Origin of the sequence: Mycolicibacterium aubagnense, from assembly GCF_010730955.1 — a bacterium.
Classification (GTDB): domain Bacteria; phylum Actinomycetota; class Actinomycetes; order Mycobacteriales; family Mycobacteriaceae; genus Mycobacterium; species Mycobacterium aubagnense.
This window is the reverse complement of the sequence record NZ_AP022577.1, coordinates 3947184-3967978: the sequence shown is the minus strand read 5'-3', so window position 1 is coordinate 3967978 and position 20795 is coordinate 3947184. Positions and strand designations below refer to the sequence as shown.

Below are 20795 nucleotides of genomic sequence, written 5' to 3'. Positions count from 1 at the left end.
GCGTGGCGAGACAGCCTAGGCTGGGCGGCATGGACTTCCGGGTATTCGTCGAACCGCAGCAGGGTGCCACCTACGCCGACCAGCTCGCCGTCGCGCAGGCTGCCGAGGAGTTGGCGTTCTCCGCGTTCTTTCGATCCGACCACTACCTGGCCATGGCCGGCGACGGATTGCCCGGCCCGACCGATTCCTGGGTGACGCTCGCCGGCATCGCCCGCGAGACCAGCACCATCCGGCTCGGCACCATGGTCACCTCGGCGACATTTCGGCATCCCGGTCCGCTCGCCATCGCCGTCGCACAGGTCGACGAAATGAGCGGTGGCCGTGTGGAATTGGGCCTCGGCGCCGGCTGGTTCGCCGAAGAGCACGAGGCCTACGCCATCCCGTTCCCGCCGCTGGGCGAACGCTTCGACCGGCTGGACGAGCAGCTGCAGATCATCACGGGCTTCTGGGACACCCCGGTCGGCGAACACTTCGACTTCGACGGCAAGCACTACACCGTGAAGAATTCCCCGGCGCTGCCCAAACCGGCGCAGGCCCACCCGCCGGTGATCATCGGTGGCGGCGGCGCCAAGCGGACCCCGGCGCTGGCCGCCCGGTTCGCCTCCGAGTTCAACATTCCGTTCGTCGACATCGACACCCTCACCACTCAATTCGGCCGGGTACGGGCCGCCGTGGCGGAAGCCGGCCGGTCGCCGGAAAGCATCACGTACTCGGCGGCTTTCGTGCTGTGCGCCGGCAAGGACGACGCGGAGATCGCCCGTCGAGCCGGCGCCATCGGCCGCGAGGTCGACGAGATGCGCGGCAACTCCCCCACCGTCGGTACGCCGGCGGAGATCGTCGACAAACTGGCGCCGTTCATCGCGGCCGGTGTCGAGCGCATCTACCTGCAGGTGCTGGACATGGCTGATCTCGACCACATCGCGTTCTTCAGCACGGAAATCATTCCCCAGCTGCGCTGACCGCAAGTCACACCCCAGCTGCGCTGACCGGAAGTCATTCCTCAGCTACGCTGACCGGCCATGACCGAGCGGCCGTGGCATGAGCGCACCCCGCACGTCGTCGGCGCCAGCATTGCCGCGCTCATCGCGATTGCGCTGCTGTATTTCGCGGGGTCATGGTTGACGCGGCACTACAACCAGCCACAGCCGGCACCCGTGCCCGTCATCGTGGATGACTCGGGCCATTCGTCCACGACCGCGATGACGACCACCCCGTCGTCGGCCAGCTACGCGTCCACCCCGCCGTCGACCACCGACATCGACCTGCCGCTCCCCACGGACACCACGACGACGTCGACGGAAACGTCGATCACCCAGTCACGGCAGAGTCACACGACCACCGACCCGCGCTGGCCCTACCCGTTCACGTCGAGGCCGCACACCACGGTATTGCCGCAGCCGCAGCACTAGTGCGTGAAGAACTCGATCATCAGCACCTGGAGCTCACCGACACAGCCACCGAGGATGGCGCCGATGGCGATCATCAACGGCTCGTCGTCCTTGAACACCGGCCGCAGAATCGACTCGTACTCCTCGTTGGAGAGCTGATTCATCTTGTCGATGATGGTCTGCTCGAGGTCGATCTTGCTCATGGCGTAGTCCTGGGCGTCCAGCAGCGTGGCCGGCAGCCGCTCGACGACGAGGTCGACGACCTTGTCCTTCAGCGCGTTGTACTTCGCCGTGCCGACCGCGAACTTCACGACTGTGCCCGTCCACCCACCGACCTCGCTGTCGATCGCGAGCTCGACCTCGCGGGCGACCATGGAAAACAGCTTGTCGGCACCCGGACCTTTGAGGATGCCGTCGAACAGGATGTCCGGTGCGAACAGGTCCTCGGACAGGATGCGGGCATAGTCCGCGGTGATCTTCTCCCGTTGCGCGTGCAACAGGCCCTGGAACTTGATGAAGCCCAGGTACTTCGTCGGCTTGATGGGCCGGAACAGCATGTTCAGCGCGATGTAGTCGCTGACCAGGCCGATACCGAAACCGAAGGCCGGCATGATCCACGGCAGTTTGAAGATGGCCCACACGAACATCTGGGCGGTACCGATGATCAGACCGAAGTAGATGCCGCTGCGCCGGACGAACGCCATGGCGTCGTCGGACAGGCCGCGCATCAGCTTGTTGAGCTTCTCTTTGTTGCGCACCAAAGTGGTGACCGAGAGGAACTGCAGGTCGACGAACCGGCTCAGGTCCGCCTGCATCTCGTTCAGCATCTTCTCGGTGATCCGGGGTGCCTGGGAGTGGATGCGGTTGAGGATGGCCTGGCGCCCGGCCTCGGGCAAGGAGTCCCACAAGCCCGGGCGGATCTCTTCGGCGACGTCGCGGGCGATGTCGTTGATGGACGCCGCCAGCGGTTCGCGCAAGACCTCGACGGCTTCTTTGGCGTCGATCCGGGATACCAGTTCTTCGGGTTTGAGCAGATTGGACGTGAGGAGCTCGATGGTTGTCGAGCCGACCTTGCCGGCGCGCCGCGGGATGATGCCCTGCCAGCCGATGGGCCCGATGCCCTTGAACTCCAGCGGCCGGTAGATCATCTCCATCGCGACGATCTTGGTGCTCCAGCCGACGAACGCGGCCACCAGCGGCATGGAGAAGTAGATGACCCAGTGCTCACGGAAGTCGGTGAGGATCTCGGTCAAGGACATCAGTGCCACCCGTCTTGGTCGTCCTCCGCGGTGGCGGCGGCCCACAGCGATCGGCCCAGCGGCGACAGCGTCAGCGTCAGCTTCTCCACCTTGGCGGGGAGCGGACCCTTCGACGCGGCCTTGATCGCGTTGAGCACGATGGTCTCAGCCATCAACACCTCGTACTCGGTTTTCAGCGAGGAATCCTCCGGACCGATCTCCACGAGGCGCAGTGCCAGCAAATGCCCGACGTACTGTGGCGTCATCTGCGGCAGCGCGACGTTCGCGGTCCGGCCCACCAGGGCCGCGTTTTCCAGCACCGCCTTGCGGGTCCGGTCGAACACGTTGACCAAAGGAGAGACGGAGCCGTCGGACAGCGCGCCGACGATGCGGGCCTCGTCGGCGACCAGCTGATCCAGCAGATGGTGGTACAACTCGGTCTGGCTGCCGGCGGTGTTCTGGTCGAGCGCCCGATTCAGCAGCTCGCTCATCTTGGAGTTGAGCGAGTCGTCGGTGGCTGCCGGTTTGGACGTCTCGGGCGTCGCGACGACGTCGTGGTCGGTGTCTTCCGGTTCCAGTTCGTTGAGGCCTTTACGCAGGGCGCCGACGATCTGCTGCTCGGTCCAGCTGTACACATCCAGGCCGATACGAGCGGCGTCGACCGCGCGGCCTACCAGTCCGAAGGGGTCAAACGATTGAGCCACCCGCAAACGGTAGCTGCGTGGGGCACCGATTGGCCAACGATCACGGATATCTCACCTGCCTTGCGCCGCATAGTCGGCGACCAAGGCCTCCGCACTACGCACAGCAGCCCGGCAGGCACGTGCGGTAAAGGGGTCATTCAGCGGATGATCGGCCCGGCGACGCCACCGTTGCACCGCCGCGAAGGCCGCACGCGGGCCGTCATATGGCGCATCGTTACCCAGTCCCAGCCGGCTCGCCGCGTCGGTCCCCGAACCGCCGATGATGCGGCGCAGCGACGCCATCTCATCGTCGTTCAATGTGGTTGGCCTGGAACGCAATTGGCCGAGCAGCCGCAATTCTTCGAACGCGTGGGTGTCGGCCAGCAGCGGGTCGATGTCCGCCAGGATGAACGGTGTCGCGTAGATGGGGTTGGCCTCCACGAAGCGGCGCAGCGTGCGCAACGCGGTGTGCGCCTTGAGCATGTCGGCGCGCTGCGCGAACTGCTGGTCGACGACGTCGCGCAGGGCCACCAGACCACTGCGCTCCAGTAGCTCGTCGGCCAGCCCCACGGAGTCGGTGACACCGGCGCGTAGGACCGCGATGGCGATCCGGATCCCGAACATACCGAACCGGTCCAACAGCCCCGCTCGCGTGATGGCGTCGACGGGCAGCGAATCATCTTGCCGGACAAAGCGATCTGCTGACAGCATGGCCTTGGTCAGCGCGGTGGCGCCGTCGCCGTCCAGAGCGGCGAGTTTCTGCAGTGCCGTGAACTCACTCTGCCGCAACGTGCGCGCGGTCAGCGCCAGCAACCCCGATACCGGGACGACTGCCTGGCACACGCCCGTGCGGTCGAGTTCCGTGGTGAACCGGGTGGCGACCTCGCGGGCCGACATCATCGCGTCGATGCGTCCGGCCCCGATCTCGTCGGCACGCGACGCGACGCCGATCACGCCGAGCGCGCCCGAGCCGCTGCCGACGAGTTCCCCGATCTGCTTGAGCAACGCGATGTCTGACGCATTGAGGGTGCGCAGCAGGAACACGACGGCATCCACCCGAGGGACCCCGTCGCGCGGCACCAAGAGTTGCAGGGTCCGGTCGGAGACGTCACGCGACAGCGACGACGTGCCCGGCGTGTCGATGATGGTCATCTGTTCCAATTCGGCAGCGGGCCACTGCACGTCGAGGTCGACGATGTCCCCCACGTTGGCCGCGCCCTGCGCGCCCGAGTAGCGCGCGAGATCGAACGTCAGGCCGCCATCGCGGGTGATCGGCACATCCGTACGGCGGCCGTCGCGGTGGTTGGCCGTCACGCGCGGCGTCATGCCGTGCCGGAACCAGGTGACCAGGCGGGTGGCCTCGGTGGCATCGGTGGGCGCAATCTCCTCGCCCACAAGCGCATTCACCAAAGTCGACTTGCCGGCCTTGAGCGTGCCGGCCAAAGCGATGCGGATCGGCTGGTCCAGCCGACGGGCGATCCAGTCCAGTTCGGCCAGGGCCTGCGGACGGTGCTGGTAGCCGGGGTCGGACCGATAGGCCGACATGACGCCGCCCAGGATGGCGCGGACGCGTGCGCTCGTGCTCACTGGGCCAGGGCCGGAGTCAGTTTCACCGCGTTGTCGATGACCTGGCGCAGAATGTTCAACTGCCGCTCCAGTTCCCGCACCCGGTTGTCGCGTTCGCCCGCTTCGATCTGCGCGGCGGCGAGCATTGCCTGCAGCGATTCGTTGAGCGATCTGGTGGTCTGGTTGGCGATCTCGCGGTAGTGATCACGCAAGTGGCGCTGGATGTTTCGCAGCCGGTCGCGAGACTCCTTGCCGACCGCGAACGACACGTCGTCGACGAACCGGCGGACGTTCATCTTCGCCTCGCCCCGCACGCGCAGCATGCGGTTCTCCATGTCCTCCTTGTAGGCCTTTCGGCCCAGCACCAGTCCGGCGCCCAGCGACAGCGGGTTGAACATGCCCAGCCCGGCGAACGACGTCAGCATGCCGAACATCAGCACGCCACCGTAAGACCCGCGCATCCCGGTGATCACCTTGTGGCCGGCTCTGATCGGCTCGGATTCCAGCCGCGCGACGGGGTTGAACTCGCCAAGGCCGGCGCCCATGTCGCGGGCCCTGATCTCGGCCAGTTCCACCGAATCCAGCCCGGCCTGCACGAAGGTGCGGGCCACCTCGGCGGCCAGCGCCTCGGCGCGCTGATGGGCCCAGACGAAGTTGTCGCCGACCGCGGTGGCAACCACGTTCTCCAACTCTGCGCCGATCTCGGCCCAGTGTTGGGTGGGATCACAGCCGTCGATGATGCGCTCGGTGTGCGCGGTGATGTTGCGGAACCGGTTGCGCAGGTCATGGTCGACATCGGCGGTCAGGTCAGCAATGCCGTCGTTGAGCACCTGTTGCCACAATGCCGTCTGCTGCAACGCGTTCTGGGCGTCGTCCTTCTTCTGCTCCAGCTCGGCCTTGATGCGCTCGATCTTGTCGGGATCGTTGATCGCAGCCAATTCCGTGGACACGGCCAGGGTCAGATGTTCAGCGGCCGAGTGGATTTCGGTGACGACCTCGTCCTTGATCCGGTCGTTCTCGCGACTCAGCACCTTGTCGGTGAGGAACGAGATGATGGCCGGGAAGTTGGACTCGTCGTTGAGTTCCTTGTCGTTCAGCGCCAGCGCGTGCGTGCGCAACGCCGACGATGCGGGCACCACGGGGACGCTCAGCCGCGCGCGCTGCAGGTGTGCGGCATTGGCCGCGACGATCTCCCGCCAGTGCGGGTACAGGTCGGTCTTGGTGGCGACAATCGTTGCCACCGGGCAGATTTCGACGGCCTGCCGGATGAACGTCAGCTCGGGCGCGGTGAACTCCTGGCTGGTGTCGCTGACCATCAGGAGGGCGTCGGCGTCGGGCAGCAGCCCGAGGGTGGCCGACAGGTGGGGCTGGCCCAGTCCGCCGACGCCCGGGGTGTCGACAAAGGTGAGTCCGCCTTTGAGCATCGGGCTCGGCGCCGCGACCTCGACGCGCAGCACCTGACGGCCCTGGGCCTGCGGGGCCTGTCGCAGGTCGGTCGACAGCTGGTTGGGCGGTATGGCCACGACACTCGGTTCCAACGCGCCCTCGGGCGGGGCCAGGATGAGCTGTGCAGTCGCCGCATCACCGTAGTGGACGACGGTGGTCAGCACGGTGCTCTCGTCATCCCCGACGCGGGCCACGGGCATGTTCAGCAACGAGTTCAGCAACTGGCTCTTGCCCTGCTTCAGCTGCCCGGCGATGACCACCCGGATCTGCGGATCGCTGATCCTGGTCTTCGCCGCCAGCAGCCGCTGCGCCAGGTCGTCACGGTCGTTGAGGCCCGCGATCCGGCTGGTGTGGTCGATCAACTCGACGATCACCGCGACCGGGCGCGGATTCGCCTCGTTGGGTTGCGTCACTGGACTCTCCTCGACTGCATGCTCGATAACCAACGGTATGCGCAAACATCCGGCGGAGCCTGTAAGAGGCCCCGCCGGACGGTTTGTCGCGATCGATCAGTGCATGTGCGTCGGATCGACGTGGGTGGTGTGGCTGATGTCGGTGGTGGTGTGGGTGTCGGTCGGTGCGTAGGTGTTCATGCTCGCCTCGTGCACCGAGTTGTCGGCGACCGTGCTGTGGACCGAGTTGTCCGAGCTGACGTCGGTGTGGGTGGTGTTCCCGCTACCGATGCTGGTGTGGGTGCTGTTGCCGCTACCGATGCTGGTGTTGGCGGTGTTCCCGCTGTTCAGGCTCGTGTTGACAGTCGAGGAGTGCGACGAGTCATCGATGACGCTGGTGTTGCCGCTGCCCAGGTCGTGCCCGGCGGTGGTCTGGTTGCCACCGACGTGGGTGTTGGTGGTGTTGCCGTCGTTGATGACGATGTTGCCGCCGCTGCCACCGCTACCCGCGTTGGCGTGGCCGCCGCCGATCAGACCGCCGCCGGCGCTGGCGCTGCCGCCGTTGCCGCCACCGGTGTTGACGTCGCTGATCACCGGGCCGGAGTTACCGGCGATGACGTTGCCGCCCGCGGTGGTCGAGTTGTCGACCGCGTGGTTGCCGGTACCGATGATCACCGGGGAGTGGCTGCCGGCGTGGATGTCGCCGTTGTTGACGGTGTTGCCGTCACCCATGACGGCGCCCTTGCCGCTGGCGATGTCACCGCTGTTGCTGCCGGCGATGTTGACGCCGCCGTCGCCCTGCTGGACGTGGCTGCCACCGAGGGTGATGTCACCGAAGCCCAGGTTGAAGGCACCCTGCTGGGCGTTGGCTCCGGCGTCCTGAGTGGGGCTCAGCACCGGGACGTTGTTGCCGCTGGCGATCGGCACGTTGTTGCCGCTGGCCAGCGAGGTGTCGGGAGCGAAGGTCGGCTGCGAGACGAATCCGCTCTGCGGGGAGAACGGCGAGGACATGCTGTAGTAGTCCGAGACCGCGTTCTGCAGGCCGACGACCGGGTCGCCGCCACCGAGCACCACGCCCGCGGGCACCGCGCTGGCGGCCACCGAAGCCAGCTGCGCGGCGGTGACGTTGGCGAGACCGGCGTTCTGCATGGTGCCCTGCGGGTCCGCGACGAACGAGCTCGCCACGGTCGGGAAGCGGAACAGGTCGATGATGAATTCGATCAGGCTGGTCATTGGAGTCCCTTTCTTTGGGGTCTTGCTCTTCTGAAGTTCTGGGTCGCCGTTGTCCGGCGAACTGACAACAACGTTAGGGGCCGGCAAGGACCCTGCAAACGGGGCAACCACCCCTACCCCCAACGGAACGTAGTGGGGTGCCGCCGCTCCCCCTACTAGGGGATTAGGGGATTGTTAGGGTGTTTGCTGAGGGCGGGGTGAGAGAACGCAAAACGCCGGTGGCCATAGCGGCCACCGGCGTTTGTCGGGGTGTGCAATGTTCAGCTGAAGAAGTCGAAGCCCTGATGGTGCTCAACAGACGAGCCCAACGACGGGTCTGCGGTATCGACCGCGTGCCAGTCGAGCGCACCCGGATCCGACAGGTGCCCGGCGTCGATGACCGGGACGTCGTTGTGCAGGCCCAGATCGTCGGACATGGCCAGGTCCGGCACAGCGGTGTGCACTGGAAGGTCCGGTGCGCTGTCGAATCCGCCCAGGTCAGGATCGGAAATCACGTGCGGGGAAACGACCGTCGGCACGTGCGTGTTGACGGCGTCGAAGGCGTCGAAGGCCGCCGTGGCGGCACCACTGGTCCAGACGTTCACGCCGGGATCGTCGAATCCGGCGGTCGGCACGCCACCGGCAGCGGAAGACACCGTCCCCAGGGACTCGGAGACCACCGGGATGAGGTGCGCGACGTCCGCGGTGGTGACGCCGGTGAGGTTGGCGTCGGCGATGGCACCGGCGGGGTCGGCGGCGTAGTGCGCTGCCACGTCGGGATCCCGGACCACCGACATGACGAAATCCAGCAGCGGATTTGCCACGGCACCTACTCCTTCCGTCGATTCGAAACTCCGGGCCTCACACCAGGTAGACCCCTCGATAACTATTTCGATGCTATCGCCGATATAGCTCCCAGAGATCGGTGCTGACCCCAGCACCCGACACCTGCCATTAGGGGCACAACCATTAGGGATTCACCAATCGTTAGGGGATTGTGTCCCACCCCCGGGCCGCCAGCGCATAGGGTGACCCCAGTCCGACTACACGCAAGTCCGGTAGCGCATCAAAGGAGTGGACGTTTATGAGCAACGGGCTCGGTTTGTCGATCGGCCAGACCAACCTGGTGGCCGTGCCGGCCGGGCGACCCCCGGTGAGCCGTCGCGCCATTTTGTCCCTGTACCCGGATCGGCCCGCCGAAGTCGGCATCCCCACGCAGCCCGGCGGCCTGGTGCTCACCGGTTTCGTCGAGCGCGTCGGCGATCCGATTCCCCTGATCGCCCCGGACGGTTCGGCACATCGCGGCGAGGCCGTCCTGGCCGAGGCTCTCGATGCCATGGCCCGGACCGTGGGTGGCGGCAGCCCCATCGTCATCGCCGCACCGGCGCATTGGGGGATGTCCACCATCGGCGCACTCGCCGCGGCCCTGCGCGGCAAGCCTGGCCTGGCGGCCGCACCGGTGGTCTCCGACGCGGCCGCAGCGCTCGCCGGCCTCAAGGCCGGGCCCGGGCTACCTGACCACGGCGTGGTGGCGCTCTGCGATTTCGGCGGTAGCGGTACCAGCGTCACCCTTGCCGACGCCGCGACCCTGAGCCAGATCGGCGAGACGGTGCGCTACCCGGAGTTCTCCGGCGACTTGGTGGACCAGGCCCTGCTGAACCACGTCATCGCCGGCATCACCGAGTCCGCCGACGCGGACCCGGCCGGCACGGCGGCGGTCGGCTCGCTGTCCCAGCTGCGGGACCAGTGCCGGCAGGCCAAGGAGCGGTTGTCGTCGGAGACGGCGACGTCGGTCAGCGCCAACCTGCCCGGTTTCGCTTCGGCGCTGCGCATCACCCGCCCGGAGCTGGAACGACTGCTGGAGCCGGCCCTCGCGGGGCTGGTCGCCGTCGTCCAGGAAACCTTGCAGCGCAACCAGATTCCGGCCGGCGTCCTGACGGCTCTGGCCACCGCCGGCGGGGGTGCCTCGATTCCGATCGTCACCCAACGACTTTCGGAGCACTTCCGGGTCCCGGTCGTGACCTCGCCGCAGCCTGCGCTCACCGCGGCCGGCGGCGCTCCCTTGGTTGATCCGAGCACCATGAGCGCCGACGCACCGACGGGGATGGCACCCACCATGGGCTGGGCCGCCGGCCCCGCGGGCTGGGCGGGCGGCCCCGCCACCATGGCTGCTCCGGTGCCTCCCGCCGACGCGAACCCGTCCTCGACCGTCGGGCCGTCGCTGGCCTGGTCTGACGACGAGGAACCCGGTGGCGCCGTAGGCGGGGACTACCCCACGGATTTCGCGACCGGCTACGCCGAGGCAGCGCCTTTCGGCGAGACCACGGCCCGGCCGGCGATGGACTTCGCCCATGAAGAAGAGGACAACCTGCCCGACGTGGCGCCGCTGCCCTGGTACCGGCGCCCACCGCTGCTCTTCGGCGCGGCCGCGGCAGCGTTCTTGGTCGCCGGTGGCAGTTGGGCCGCGGTTGGGCTCACCAGCAACGACTCCCAGTCGGGTCCGGTGACGGTCGACGTCACCACCACCATCACCGGACCCGACGGCTCCATCACCACCAGCACCTACAAGGCCACGAAGTCCGTTGTGACGCAGACGAATCCGAATGGTCAGGTGGAGACGTCGACGGTGACCAACCCGATCACCACCACCACGGACGCGCCGACCACCACGACGACCACCGATTCGTCGACCACCAGCTCGACCACGACCACCACGACCACAACCACCACCGACACCACGACCACCACCACGACGACCACTCCGTCGACGACGACGACCACCACGACGACGCAACCGCCCACCACGACCACCCCGCCCACGACGACCCAGCCGCCGACGACGACGCAACCGCCCACCACCACGCAGCCGCCGACCACCACGCAGGCCCCGACGACGCAGACGCCCACCGCGCAGCCGACCACCCAGGCGCCCAGCACCCAGACCCCAAGCGCCCAGCCCACGAAGGCAAGCCAGGCGTCGGCCTCGCAGCCATCGACAGCGACCACCCATTGACACCCGATCCGCTAGCCGCCCTGGCCACCGCACGCGGTGCCAAGGCACTGGTGCTGGGCGGAATCGGCAGCGGTAAGACCACCGCCCTGGAGGCGGTACGGAATGCCTTGCGCGCCAAAGATACAACGACGCTGGCGCGGGTGCCACGAAACGGCGACACCCAGGACGCGGCCATCGTCATCGACGACGTGCAGCTGCTGTCGACGGCAGAACTGGAGTTGCTCACCGAGCTGGCCGGGGAGCCGGGCCGCACCGTGGTGGTCAGCGCCGAACCGTTGGCGCATGAGCCCGCACTCAATGCCCTCATCACCACCTTGAGCCGGCAACATCCGCCGATTCAGCTGGCCTCCATGACGCCTCGCGAGATCCACGAGGCGCTGGCCCGCGCCGGCGTCCCCGGCAACCAGGTGCCCGGCCTATTCGCCGGCACCGGCGGCATCCCGCTGCTGGTGTACTCGGCGCTGTCCGCGCTGGCCTCGGGCGGCGATCCGATGCGGTCCGCCTCGGTCGCGTTGAGCGAGCGGTTGCGCCGGCTGGACGAGCATCTGTTGGATACGTTGTTGCTGTGTTCGCTCAGCCCCGAACTGGGGCCCGACGACATCGCCGCCGCCCTGCAGCTGCCCGGTGACGGCGCGGCCGTGCTGATGGACCGGGCCCGCGCCAGCGGTCTGCTGTCCGCCTCGCTGCACCCGCGGTTCACCGACACGCTGCACCGGACCCTCACCCAACTGGTCGGCGCCGCGCGGCATCGCGAGACCGAATCCCGGCTGCTGCGTTCGCAGATCGAATCAGCCACGCTGTCAACCGAATTGGCGCTGAAGTTGGCCGAGCACGGCACGGTCGACGACCTGCTGGCGGCCTACCTGATCCAGCGCGCCGCGCCCGCCGAGCCCGGTGCGGCCGCGCGCCTGTACCGCGCCGCGGCCCGCGCCGGCACCGCCCCGGCGGACATCCACCTCGCCGACGCGCTGGCCGTCACCGGCGACTGCGCGACCGCGGGCACCTTGGCAGACGAACTGCTCACGGCGGAGGACGCCGACGCCCGGGCCCAGGCGGTGCGCATTGCGGCCAGCGTCGCCATGCACGACGGCGCCGCCGCGCACGCCGCGGATCTGTACCGGTGGCTCGGCCCCAGTTCCGATCCGTTCGTCGCTGCTGCGGGCGCCGTGGTCGGCGTCGCCACCGCCGACGCGGAGCTTGCCCGCACGTGCCTGCAGGCCGAGAACTCCATGCCGCCAACGTCTTCCGCGCGCGCAGCCCGCGGCCTGGCAGAAGGCATGCTGCTGACGCTCGACCAGCCGTTCGCGGTGGCGATGGCGCGGCTGACACAGGCCGTCGGCTCGACCAACGGTGTCCACTCGGTCGCGCCCGACAGCCCGGCCGCGCTGCTGGGCCTGGTCGCGCTGCACGGCGGCGACGCCGTCCGCGCGCGCAGCGTAATCGGCCGAGCCGTCCGGACCGGCGCCAACCAGGGCTTCTCCCAGCTGCGCCACCGGCTGCTGCTCGGCTGGATCCGGATGCTCGACGGCCAACTCGATTCCGCGGTCCCGTCTTTGGGCACGACGGAGGCGGCCGACCTACACCGCCGCGACGCGTTGTGGTTGACCGCGCTGCAGACCGCCGTCGCACGGCGCAGCGGCGATACCGGTGCGCTGCAGAAACATTGGTACGCGGCCATGGAGGTCCTGGCCGAGTACTCCCTGGACCTGTATGCGCTCATGCCGCTGGGTGAGTTGTGGGTGGCCGCGGCCCGGCTGCAGCAGATCGATCAGCTGCGTCAACCCCTGGCCGAGGCGTTCGGGCTGCTGCGGGCCGCCGGCAATCCGGCGCTGTGGGCCGTCCCACTGCACTGGGCGGGCGTGCACGCCGGAATCCTGGCCAATGCGCCCGAGGCCGTCGCTCCGCATGGGCAGGCCCTGGCCGCGGCGAGCCGTGCCGAGGGCGCGCACGGCGCCTTCGCCACCGCACTCGCCGGCGCCGGTCGCGCCTGGCTACGAGTTCTGGCCGACGGCGTCGACGCCGCGGAGGTGACATCAGCCGCCCGGGGGCTGGCCCGATTCGGGCTGACGTGGGATGCCACCCGCCTGGCCAGTCAGGCAGCGCTGCATTCGGCCGACGGCAAGATCTCCGGCGCCATGTTGCAGCTGGCGCGCGACCTCAAGCAGGACGCGGCCCTCGAGGCCGCGGCCGATCCCATCGAGCTTGCGGCCCCCGCTATTCCTCACGAGCCGTCTGCCGGCCCAGATGTGCGCAACACCACACCACCTCCTGCCTCGGGTGGCACTCGGACCACGTCCGCCGCAACACCGGCCTGGACCCGGCTGTCCGACCGGGAACGTGAGGTTGCCGAGCTGGTGCTGCAGGGCATGCCCTACCGCGATATCGGAGCCCGGCTGCTGATCTCAGCGAAGACCGTCGAACACCATGTCGCCCGGATTCGCCGCAGGTTGGGGGCCGAATCCCGGTCCGAGATGCTGTCGATGCTGCGCGCGTTGCTCGTCGAGAAAGCTTGACGCCCTCCTTATATAAAGGAGCGCGCTGTGGTCGCCTGTCCAGGCCCGGTTCACGACAAAAATGTCGCCGCGTAACCGCAGCCCAAGTTAGGACAGCCTTGCTAGCGATCGTTCTGCCCAGGATGCGACTATGAGCAGGCATCTAGCTTAAGTTACCGGCTAGTAACCTCAATAAGTTACCGGCCGGTAGCTACATAACTGGGAGAGGCGCGGTGGAGAATCTCGAACACACGCTCGACGTGGCCAGACTGGTCATCGGGCTGTTGGCAACGGTCGTGGTCCTGGGGTTCGCGGCTAAGCGTGTCCTGTGGTTGACCAAGCTGATCAGCTCGGGGCAGAAGCTCGGTGATGAGCGTGGCCGTAAAGACGATCTGGCCCGCCGCTTCCTGAATCAGAACAAGGAAGTGTTCGCGCAGTCGAAGCTGCTGAAGTGGTCGATCCCCGGTATCGCGCACTTCTTCACCATGTGGGGCTTTTTCGTCCTCGCGTCGGTGTACCTGGAGGCTTATGGGGTCCTGTTCGATCCGAAGTTCGCCATCCCGTTCGTGGGGCATTGGGCGGTGCTGGGTTTCCTGCAGGACTTCTTCGCCCTGGCCGTGCTGGCCGGCATCATCGTGTTCGCGATCATCCGCCTGACCAAGAACCCGGACACTATTGGTCGTGAGTCCCGGTTCTACGGCTCGCACAACGGTGGCGCGTGGGAGATCCTGATCATGATCTTCCTGGTCATCTTGACCTACGCGATCTTCCGCGGCGCCGCCGTGAACGTGCTCGGCGAGCATTTCCCGTACCAGAACGGCGCGTTCTTCTCCGACGGCATGGCCGCGCTGCTGGCCCCGCTGGGGCACACCGCCAACGTGTGGATCGAGACCATCGCCCTGCTCGCCCACATCGGGGTGATGCTGGTGTTCCTGCTGATCGTGCTGCATTCCAAGCACCTGCACATCGGGCTGGCCCCGATCAACGTCACCTTCAAGCGCCTGCCCGATGGTCTGGGCCCGCTGCTGCCGATGGAATACCAGGGCGAGCCGATCGACTTCGACGACCCGGCCGAGGACGCGGTGTTCGGCCGCGGCCGCATCGAGGACTTCACCTGGAAAGCCAACCTGGACATGTCGACCTGCACCGAGTGCGGCCGCTGCCAGTCCCAGTGCCCGGCCTGGAACACCGGAAAACCGTTGTCCCCCAAGCTCGTCATGATGAACCTGCGCGATCACCTGTTCGCCAAGGCGCCGTACATCATCGAAGGCAAACCGATGCCCGACGCCGGCTCGGTCGACTTCGCCACCCTCGGCGACAGCCTGCACGGGCACGGGGTGCCCGAGGACGGTTTCGCCCGCATCGAAGGGTCCGGGCCCGAGCAGGCGCTGCGCCCGCTGGTCGGCACCGCCGAGCAGGGCGGCGTCATCGATCCTGATGTGTTGTGGTCCTGCACCAACTGCGGGGCGTGTGTGGAGCAGTGCCCGGTGGACATCGAGCACATCGATCACATCGTGGACATGCGCCGCTACCAGGTCATGGTCGAATCCGAATTCCCCGGCGAGCTCGGTGTGCTGTTCAAGAACCTCGAACTCAAGGGCAACCCCTGGGGCCAGAACGCCAAAGAACGCACCACCTGGATCGACGAGCTGGACTTCGACATCCCGGTCTACGGCCAAGACGTGGACAGTTTCGAGGGGTTCGAGTACCTGTTCTGGGTGGGCTGCGCCGGGGCGTATGAGGACCGCGCCAAAAAGACCACCAAGGCCGTCGCTGAACTGCTCGCCACCGCCGGGGTGAAGTTCCTGGTGCTGGGCACCGGGGAAACCTGTACCGGGGATTCGGCCCGCCGCGCCGGCAACGAGTTCCTGTTCCAGCAGCTCGCCGCGCAGAACGTCGAAACCATCAACGAGCTGTTCGACGGGGTCGATGCGGCCAAACGCAAGATCGTGGTCACCTGCCCGCACTGCTTCAACACCATCGGCCGCGAATACCCGCAACTCGGCGCGAACTACACCGTGGTGCACCACACCCAGCTGCTCAACCGGCTGGTGCGGGACAAAAAACTGATCCCCGTCTCCAGCGCCAGCCAAGAGGTCACCTATCACGACCCGTGCTTCCTGGGCCGGCACAACAAGGAGTACGAGGCCCCGCGTGAGCTGGTCGGCGCGGCCGGCGCGACGCTCACCGAGATGCCCCGGCACGCCGACCGTGGCCTGTGCTGTGGTGCCGGTGGCGCCCGCATGTGGATGGAAGAGCACATCGGCAAACGCATCAACACCGAGCGCGCCGAAGAGGCCGTCGACACCGGCGCCTCCGCGATCGCGACCGGCTGCCCGTTCTGCCGCGTCATGATGAGCGACGGCGTCGATGACGTGGCAGCCACCCGCAGCATCGACAAAACCGAGGTGCTCGACGTCGCTCAGCTGCTGCTGAACTCGCTCGACACCAGCACGGTGACGCTGCCCGCCAAGGGCACGGCGGCAAAGGCTTCCGCGGCGCTGGCGGAGAAGAAGGCCAAGGAAGCCCCCAAGCCCGCTCCGGCTCCGGAACCTGTCGCTGAAGCCGCTCCCGCGGCCGAGGCACCCGCCGCCCCGACCGCCCCCGCCGCCGCCGGCGGCGCCGCCGCCAAGCCGGTCACCGGCCTCGGCATGGCCGCCAAACGCCCCGGCGCCAAGAAGGCTGCCGCACCGGCTGCACCTGCTGCTGAGGCCGCCGCCCCGGCGGGCGGTTTGGGTCTGGCTGCCGGCGCCAAGCGTCCGGGTGCCAAGAAGGCCGCCGCTCCGGCTGCACCTGCTGCTGAGGCCGCCGCTCCGGCAGCCGCCCCGGCCGCTGCTGCCAACGGTCTGGGTCTGGCCGCGGGCGCCAAGCGTCCGGGTGCCAAGAAGGCTGCCGCTCCGGCCGCCGCTACTGCCCCGGCTCCTGCTGCTGAGGCTGCTCCCGCCGCCGAGGCACCGGCCGCACCGGCCGCGCCTGCGGCTCCCGTCGTCGGGCTCGGCCTGGCTGCGGGTGCGCGTCGTCCCGGCGCCAAGAAGGCCGCTGCTCCGGCAGCAGCACCGGCTGCTCCTGCGGCTGCTGAGCCGGCATCGACCGCCACCGAGCCTGCCTCGACTGCGGTCGAACCGGCCCCGGCGGCCGAGGCCAAGCCGGAACCGCCGGTCGTCGGACTGGGCATGAAGCCAGGCGCACGGCGCCCCGGTAAGCGGTAACGCGAAGTACGCCGCAATGGCCAGCTACGACCCGCCCCAGGAGCGTCGTAGCTGGCCATTGGCATATGTGGCGCCGATCGCAGATCGGCAAAAGAATTCGACACCGATGAGAGCATGGAAACCGTGACCACCCACCAGGTACCCGCTGACCGCACATGGCATGGCGGCCATCCGCGTAATCAGCGGACGTTTGCGCAGTCGACCAAGCTGCAGGACGTCCTCTACGAAATCCGTGGCCCGGTACACGAGCAGGCCTCTCGGCTCGAGGCCGAGGGTCACCGCATCCTCAAGCTCAACATCGGTAACCCCGCGCCGTTCGGCTTCGAGGCGCCGGACGTGATCATGCGCGACATGATCGCCGCCCTCCCCTACGCCCAGGGCTACTCGGACTCCAAGGGCATCGTGTCCGCGCGTCGTGCGGTGGTCACCCGCTACGAACTCGTCGAGGGCTTCCCCCGGTTCGATGTCGACGACGTCTTCTTGGGCAACGGCGTCTCCGAGCTCATCACCATGACGTTGCAGGCGCTGCTCGACAACGGCGACCAGGTACTGATCCCGGCGCCGGACTATCCCCTGTGGACGGCGTCGACGGCGCTGGCCGGCGGCACCCCGGTGCACTACCTGTGCGACGAGACGCAGGGCTGGAACCCCGATATCGCCGACCTGGAGTCGAAGATCACCGACCGCACCAAGGCGATCGTCGTGATCAACCCGAACAACCCCACCGGCGCGGTCTACAGCCGCGAGACCCTGGAGTCCATCGCGAACCTGGCGCGCAAGCACCAGCTGCTGCTGCTGGCCGACGAGATCTACGACAAGATCCTCTACGACGACGCCAAGCACATCCCCATGGCGTCGGTGGCCCCGGACATGCTGTGCCTGACGTTCAACGGCCTGTCCAAGGCCTACCGCGTGGCGGGCTACCGCTCCGGCTGGCTTGCCATCACCGGCCCCAAGGAGCACGCGTCCAGCTTCATCGAGGGCATCAGCCTGCTGTCCAACATGCGGCTGTGCCCGAATGTGCCTGCGCAGCATGCCATTCAGGTGGCACTCGGTGGACACCAGAGCATCGAGGACCTGATCCTGCCCGGCGGCCGGCTGCTGGAGCAGCGTGACGTCGCGTGGAACAAGCTGAACGAGATTCCTGGCGTGTCCTGCGTCAAGCCCGAGGGCGCGCTGTACGCGTTCCCGCGGCTGGACCCCGAAGTGCACGAGATCCGGGACGACGAACAGCTGGTCCTGGACCTGCTGCTGCAGGAGAAGATCCTGCTCACCCAGGGCACTGGATTCAACTGGCCCACACCGGATCACCTGCGCATCGTGACGCTGCCGTGGGCCCGCGATCTGTCCAAGGCCATCGAGCGGTTGGGCAACTTCTTGGCAAGCTACCGCCAGTAGTCCCTCGTGATTTGTGCACGATTTTCCGCGCTTGCCGCGGAAAATCGTGCACAAATCACTGCGTCAGGCCAACGATGAAGGTCCGCAGCAGCGCGGCGAGGGTGGTTTCGAGTTCGGTACCGGGTTCGGGCTGCTTGTCGGAATCGATTGCGGCCCAACCCCATACCGAGCCGACGAACGCGTGGATCGCCGCCGTCAGCAGCACCAGGCGCTGCTGGTCCAACGGCAGCCGGGGCTTGAGGGTCTCGCGCAGGCGCTCTTCGATGTCGCGCGCCTGAGTGCGCACGACCTCGGCCGCGTCCGGCCTCAGCCGGTTCATCAGCACCGGGGTGGCACTGATCAGATCACACAACACCGGTCGCCGGGCGAGCGTATGCGCCAAAGCCTTTGCCACACTGCGCCGTTCATCGGCGAGGTGCGCGTCCAAGTCATCCAGCCAGCCCAGGTGCTCGTGATACATCACCAGGAGCAGGAGTGCCTCGCGGGACCCGGCGTAGCGCAGCACGCCGGATTTGGCCAGGCCCGCCGCGGTCGCGATCTCCCCGATCGTGAGCTCGCCGGCGGGGGTGGCCTTGAGCAGAGCCCGGGTCGCCTGGGCCAGCTGCCGCACGCGATCCTCCCGCTGCTGCTGGCTGCGCGCCCGCGCAAAAGTCAGCGCCACTGGGGAATCCGGCAGATCCATTGCTTAATGGAACACCGTTCTATTAGCTTGGTCAACATGACACGCCACTACGAGGTCCTGGTCACCCGCCATGCGCAGGCCACGCCGAGCACGCTGTTCGACGTCGTGGCAGACGGGTCCCGCTGGTCGGAGTGGGCACGTCCACTGATCACGTACTCGGCCTGGGAAACCCGCGGACCCGACGACGACGGCGGTGTCGGCGCCATTCGCGCCGTCGGTACGCCGCGGTTCCCCACCCGAGAACAGACGACCATCCACGAACCCGGGCGACGGCACGGCTACGCCATCATCTCGAAGACGCCGGTGCGGAACTACCGGGCACAGGTGACATTCACCCCCGAGCCGGGCGGCACGCGGATCGACTGGCGCGGGACCTTCGAAAGTCGTTGGCGGGTCGTCGGTCTGGGCTACCGCGCCGTGGTCAAGTACGTGCTGGCCACGTTGTCCGCCAAGCTGGCAATCGAGGCCGAGCGGCGGGATGCTCTCAGGCCGACCCCCTAGGCTGGCTCGGGTGGCGCACTCGCATACCCATTCGCACAGTTCCGGCCCTGCGCCGCTGAGCCCCCTGGCAGCGAAGATCGTCGTCGGGCTGCTGGCGGTGATCGGGCTGGCCACCGTGATCGGCGCCGTGCTCCTGTGGCCGCACGGCAAGGCCGTCGACATCCCGCTGCCGTTCCAGAACGCCCACGGCGGCGCCGTCAGTACCGAAGCCGGGCACGTGGTGTCGACCGGGATGAACAACTGCGGCAGCCCGTCGGTCGGCGCGGTACTGACCTCGGCGCCGGTCACGGCACCGCCCGGTGGGGGTACGTGTGTGCAGTCGTTGATTGGGATCGACTCCGGCCCGAACTCCGGCGCCAATACCCTGCTGGAGTTCAGCACCGGCCCGGGCCAGCCACATCTGGCCGCCGGTGATCACATCCGGGTGACGCGCCAGGTCGACGACTCCGGCACCACCACCTACGCCTTCTTCGACTTCGAGCGCACCTGGCCGCTGACCGCGTTGGCTGCCGTCTTCGCCGTGGTGGTTGTCGCGGTGGCGCGCTGGCGCGGGCTGCGGGCCCTGGTCGGTATCGCCGTCGCATTCGTGGTGCTGACGGTGTTTCTGCTGCCCGCCCTGCGCGACGGTGGCCCGGCCATCCCGGTGGCCCTCGTCGCGTCGTCGGTGATCCTGTACGCGGTGATCTACCTGGCGCACGGGGTCAGCCTGCGGACCAGCGCCGCCCTGCTCGGTACGTTGAGCTCACTGCTCCTGTCAGCGGTGTTGTCTTGGGCGGCAATCGAATTGGCGCACCTCACCGGGCTGTCGGAAGACCAGAACAACGAGATCGCGGCCTACATGGGGTCGGTGTCGATCACCGGCCTGCTGCTCGCCGGCTTCATCATCGGCTCACTGGGTGTGCTCAACGACGTCACCGTCACGCAGGCGTCGACAGCCTTCGAACTGGCCGAACATGGCGCGTCCCGGCGGGCCATCTTCACCGGCGCCATGCGCGTGGGGCGCGACCACATCGCCAGCACCGTCTACACGTTGGTGCTGGCTTACGCGGGCAGCGCGCTCCCGCTGCTGTTGTTGTTCAGTGTGGCCAACCGGTCGCTGGGCGACGTGCTGACCAGCGAGAGCGTGGCCATCGAGATCGCGCGGTCGGCGGTCGGTGGCATTGCGCTGGCGCTGTCGGTTCCACTGACCACCGCCATCGCGGCGGTGCTGGCTACACCGCGTCCGACTCGATGAGCTCCGTCGCCGCGAGCGCCGACGCCAGGTCCTCGTGCCGGAACGCCGAGGTGACGTGGTCGTGGACCACCCGGAAGGCCGTCGCGACCTGACGGTCGGCGCCGCCGCCGGTGATGGTCTGCTCAACCACCACGACACCGTCGTGCACGTACATCCGCCCGGCCGTGGCCTTCTCATCGAGATCGGTTGCCCAGGCCCGCAACGCATTCCGGCCTTGGGTGGCCCCGTTCGCGTCACCGATCTCGATATCCCCGCTGGACAGCTTGTCCAACGTGTCCAAGTCTCTGTCGTTGAGGGCGTCGATCCACGCCAGGACCGTCGCGATCTCCGAAGTCGTCATG

At 67.7% G+C, this 20795-nt stretch carries 16 protein-coding genes; 8 read left to right on the top strand and 8 right to left on the bottom strand.

The window, feature by feature from the left end; all coding sequences use genetic code 11:
• The first annotated feature begins 29 nt into the window (after positions 1-29).
• Positions 30-959 (top strand): LLM class F420-dependent oxidoreductase, encoded by a 930-nt coding sequence (locus G6N59_RS18930; RefSeq protein ID WP_138228383.1) that lies wholly within the window; start codon positions 30-32, stop codon positions 957-959.
• Positions 960-1019: 60 nt separating this feature from the next.
• A complete protein-coding gene (locus G6N59_RS18925) occupies positions 1020-1409 on the top strand; it encodes a hypothetical protein (protein ID WP_138228382.1) in 390 nt (129 codons plus the stop codon).
• On the opposite strand, the gene G6N59_RS18920 is transcribed toward G6N59_RS18925, so the two are convergent.
• The 6 genes from G6N59_RS18920 to G6N59_RS30845 all read right to left on the bottom strand — a co-directional run bounded on the left by G6N59_RS18920 (position 1406) and on the right by G6N59_RS30845 (position 8749).
• Positions 1406-2647, bottom strand: coding sequence for a DUF445 domain-containing protein (locus G6N59_RS18920; RefSeq protein WP_138228381.1), 1242 nt, complete (start codon positions 2645-2647; stop codon positions 1406-1408). The two genes, G6N59_RS18925 and G6N59_RS18920, sit on opposite strands and share 4 nt — an antisense overlap.
• Positions 2647-3330 carry an Abi-alpha family protein gene (locus G6N59_RS18915; protein WP_138228380.1) on the bottom strand — a complete coding sequence of 228 codons (684 nt, stop codon included), beginning with the start codon at positions 3328-3330 and terminating at the stop codon, positions 2647-2649. Before G6N59_RS18915 ends, G6N59_RS18920 begins: the two co-directional genes overlap by 1 nt.
• A gap of 51 nt (positions 3331-3381) precedes the next feature.
• Entirely contained in the window at positions 3382-4896 is a 1515-nt protein-coding gene (locus G6N59_RS18910) for a dynamin family protein (protein ID WP_138228379.1), read from the bottom strand.
• Positions 4893-6734: a dynamin-like GTPase family protein gene (locus tag G6N59_RS18905; RefSeq protein ID WP_163911479.1), complete on the bottom strand. Its 1842-nt coding sequence runs from the start codon at positions 6732-6734 to the stop codon at positions 4893-4895. Before G6N59_RS18905 ends, G6N59_RS18910 begins: the two co-directional genes overlap by 4 nt.
• A gap of 96 nt (positions 6735-6830) precedes the next feature.
• A complete protein-coding gene (locus G6N59_RS18900) occupies positions 6831-7946 on the bottom strand; it encodes an IniB N-terminal domain-containing protein (protein WP_138228378.1) in 1116 nt (371 codons plus the stop codon).
• Between the two features lie 260 nt (positions 7947-8206).
• Positions 8207-8749: an Rv0340 family IniB-related protein gene (locus G6N59_RS30845; RefSeq protein ID WP_191248064.1), complete on the bottom strand. Its 543-nt coding sequence runs from the start codon at positions 8747-8749 to the stop codon at positions 8207-8209.
• Positions 8750-9009: 260 nt separating this feature from the next.
• On the opposite strand from G6N59_RS30845, the gene G6N59_RS18890 reads away from it, so the two are divergent.
• The 4 genes from G6N59_RS18890 to G6N59_RS18875 all read left to right on the top strand — a co-directional run bounded on the left by G6N59_RS18890 (position 9010) and on the right by G6N59_RS18875 (position 18037).
• On the top strand, positions 9010-10938 hold the full coding sequence (locus G6N59_RS18890; protein ID WP_234884042.1) for an Hsp70 family protein: 1929 nt from the start codon (positions 9010-9012) through the stop codon (positions 10936-10938).
• Positions 10935-13451 (top strand): isoniazid response ATPase/transcriptional regulator IniR, encoded by a 2517-nt coding sequence (gene iniR / locus G6N59_RS18885; protein ID WP_163911476.1) that lies wholly within the window; start codon positions 10935-10937, stop codon positions 13449-13451. The genes G6N59_RS18890 and iniR overlap by 4 nt, the downstream gene beginning before the upstream one ends.
• Before the next feature lie 212 nt (positions 13452-13663).
• On the top strand, positions 13664-16639 hold the full coding sequence (locus tag G6N59_RS18880; protein WP_163911473.1) for a heterodisulfide reductase-related iron-sulfur binding cluster: 2976 nt from the start codon (positions 13664-13666) through the stop codon (positions 16637-16639).
• Between the two features lie 114 nt (positions 16640-16753).
• Positions 16754-18037, top strand: a complete 1284-nt coding sequence (locus G6N59_RS18875) for a pyridoxal phosphate-dependent aminotransferase (protein ID WP_138228341.1) — start codon at positions 16754-16756, stop codon at positions 18035-18037.
• Between the two features lie 55 nt (positions 18038-18092).
• On the opposite strand, the gene G6N59_RS18870 is transcribed toward G6N59_RS18875, so the two are convergent.
• Complete coding sequence (locus G6N59_RS18870; RefSeq protein ID WP_138228340.1) at positions 18093-18719, bottom strand: TetR/AcrR family transcriptional regulator; 627 nt, start codon at positions 18717-18719, stop codon at positions 18093-18095.
• Between the two features lie 36 nt (positions 18720-18755).
• Between G6N59_RS18870 and G6N59_RS18865 the strand changes: the two genes are divergently transcribed.
• The gene (locus tag G6N59_RS18865) at positions 18756-19220 is read left to right on the top strand and encodes an SRPBCC family protein (RefSeq protein WP_163911470.1); all 465 of its coding nucleotides are present in this window, start codon (positions 18756-18758) and stop codon (positions 19218-19220) included.
• Between the two features lie 10 nt (positions 19221-19230).
• Positions 19231-20454 carry a YibE/F family protein gene (locus tag G6N59_RS18860; protein WP_138228338.1) on the top strand — a complete coding sequence of 408 codons (1224 nt, stop codon included), beginning with the start codon at positions 19231-19233 and terminating at the stop codon, positions 20452-20454.
• On the opposite strand, the gene G6N59_RS18855 is transcribed toward G6N59_RS18860, so the two are convergent.
• Complete coding sequence (locus G6N59_RS18855) at positions 20432-20794, bottom strand: nuclear transport factor 2 family protein (protein ID WP_138228337.1); 363 nt, start codon at positions 20792-20794, stop codon at positions 20432-20434. The two genes, G6N59_RS18860 and G6N59_RS18855, sit on opposite strands and share 23 nt — an antisense overlap.
• Position 20795: the final 1 nt, after the last annotated feature.

Coding starts and splice junctions, on each gene's coding strand:
- G6N59_RS18930 (WP_138228383.1), top strand. CDS start 30: ATGGACTTCCGGGTATTCGTCGAACCGCAGCAGGGTGCCACCTACGCC.
- G6N59_RS18925 (WP_138228382.1), top strand. CDS start 1,020: ATGACCGAGCGGCCGTGGCATGAGCGCACCCCGCACGTCGTCGGCGCC.
- G6N59_RS18920 (WP_138228381.1), bottom strand. CDS start 2,647: ATGTCCTTGACCGAGATCCTCACCGACTTCCGTGAGCACTGGGTCATC.
- G6N59_RS18900 (WP_138228378.1), bottom strand. CDS start 7,946: ATGACCAGCCTGATCGAATTCATCATCGACCTGTTCCGCTTCCCGACC.
- G6N59_RS18890 (WP_234884042.1), top strand. CDS start 9,010: ATGAGCAACGGGCTCGGTTTGTCGATCGGCCAGACCAACCTGGTGGCC.
- G6N59_RS18875 (WP_138228341.1), top strand. CDS start 16,754: ATGGAAACCGTGACCACCCACCAGGTACCCGCTGACCGCACATGGCAT.
- G6N59_RS18870 (WP_138228340.1), bottom strand. CDS start 18,719: ATGGATCTGCCGGATTCCCCAGTGGCGCTGACTTTTGCGCGGGCGCGC.
- G6N59_RS18865 (WP_163911470.1), top strand. CDS start 18,756: ATGACACGCCACTACGAGGTCCTGGTCACCCGCCATGCGCAGGCCACG.
- G6N59_RS18855 (WP_138228337.1), bottom strand. CDS start 20,794: ATGACGACTTCGGAGATCGCGACGGTCCTGGCGTGGATCGACGCCCTC.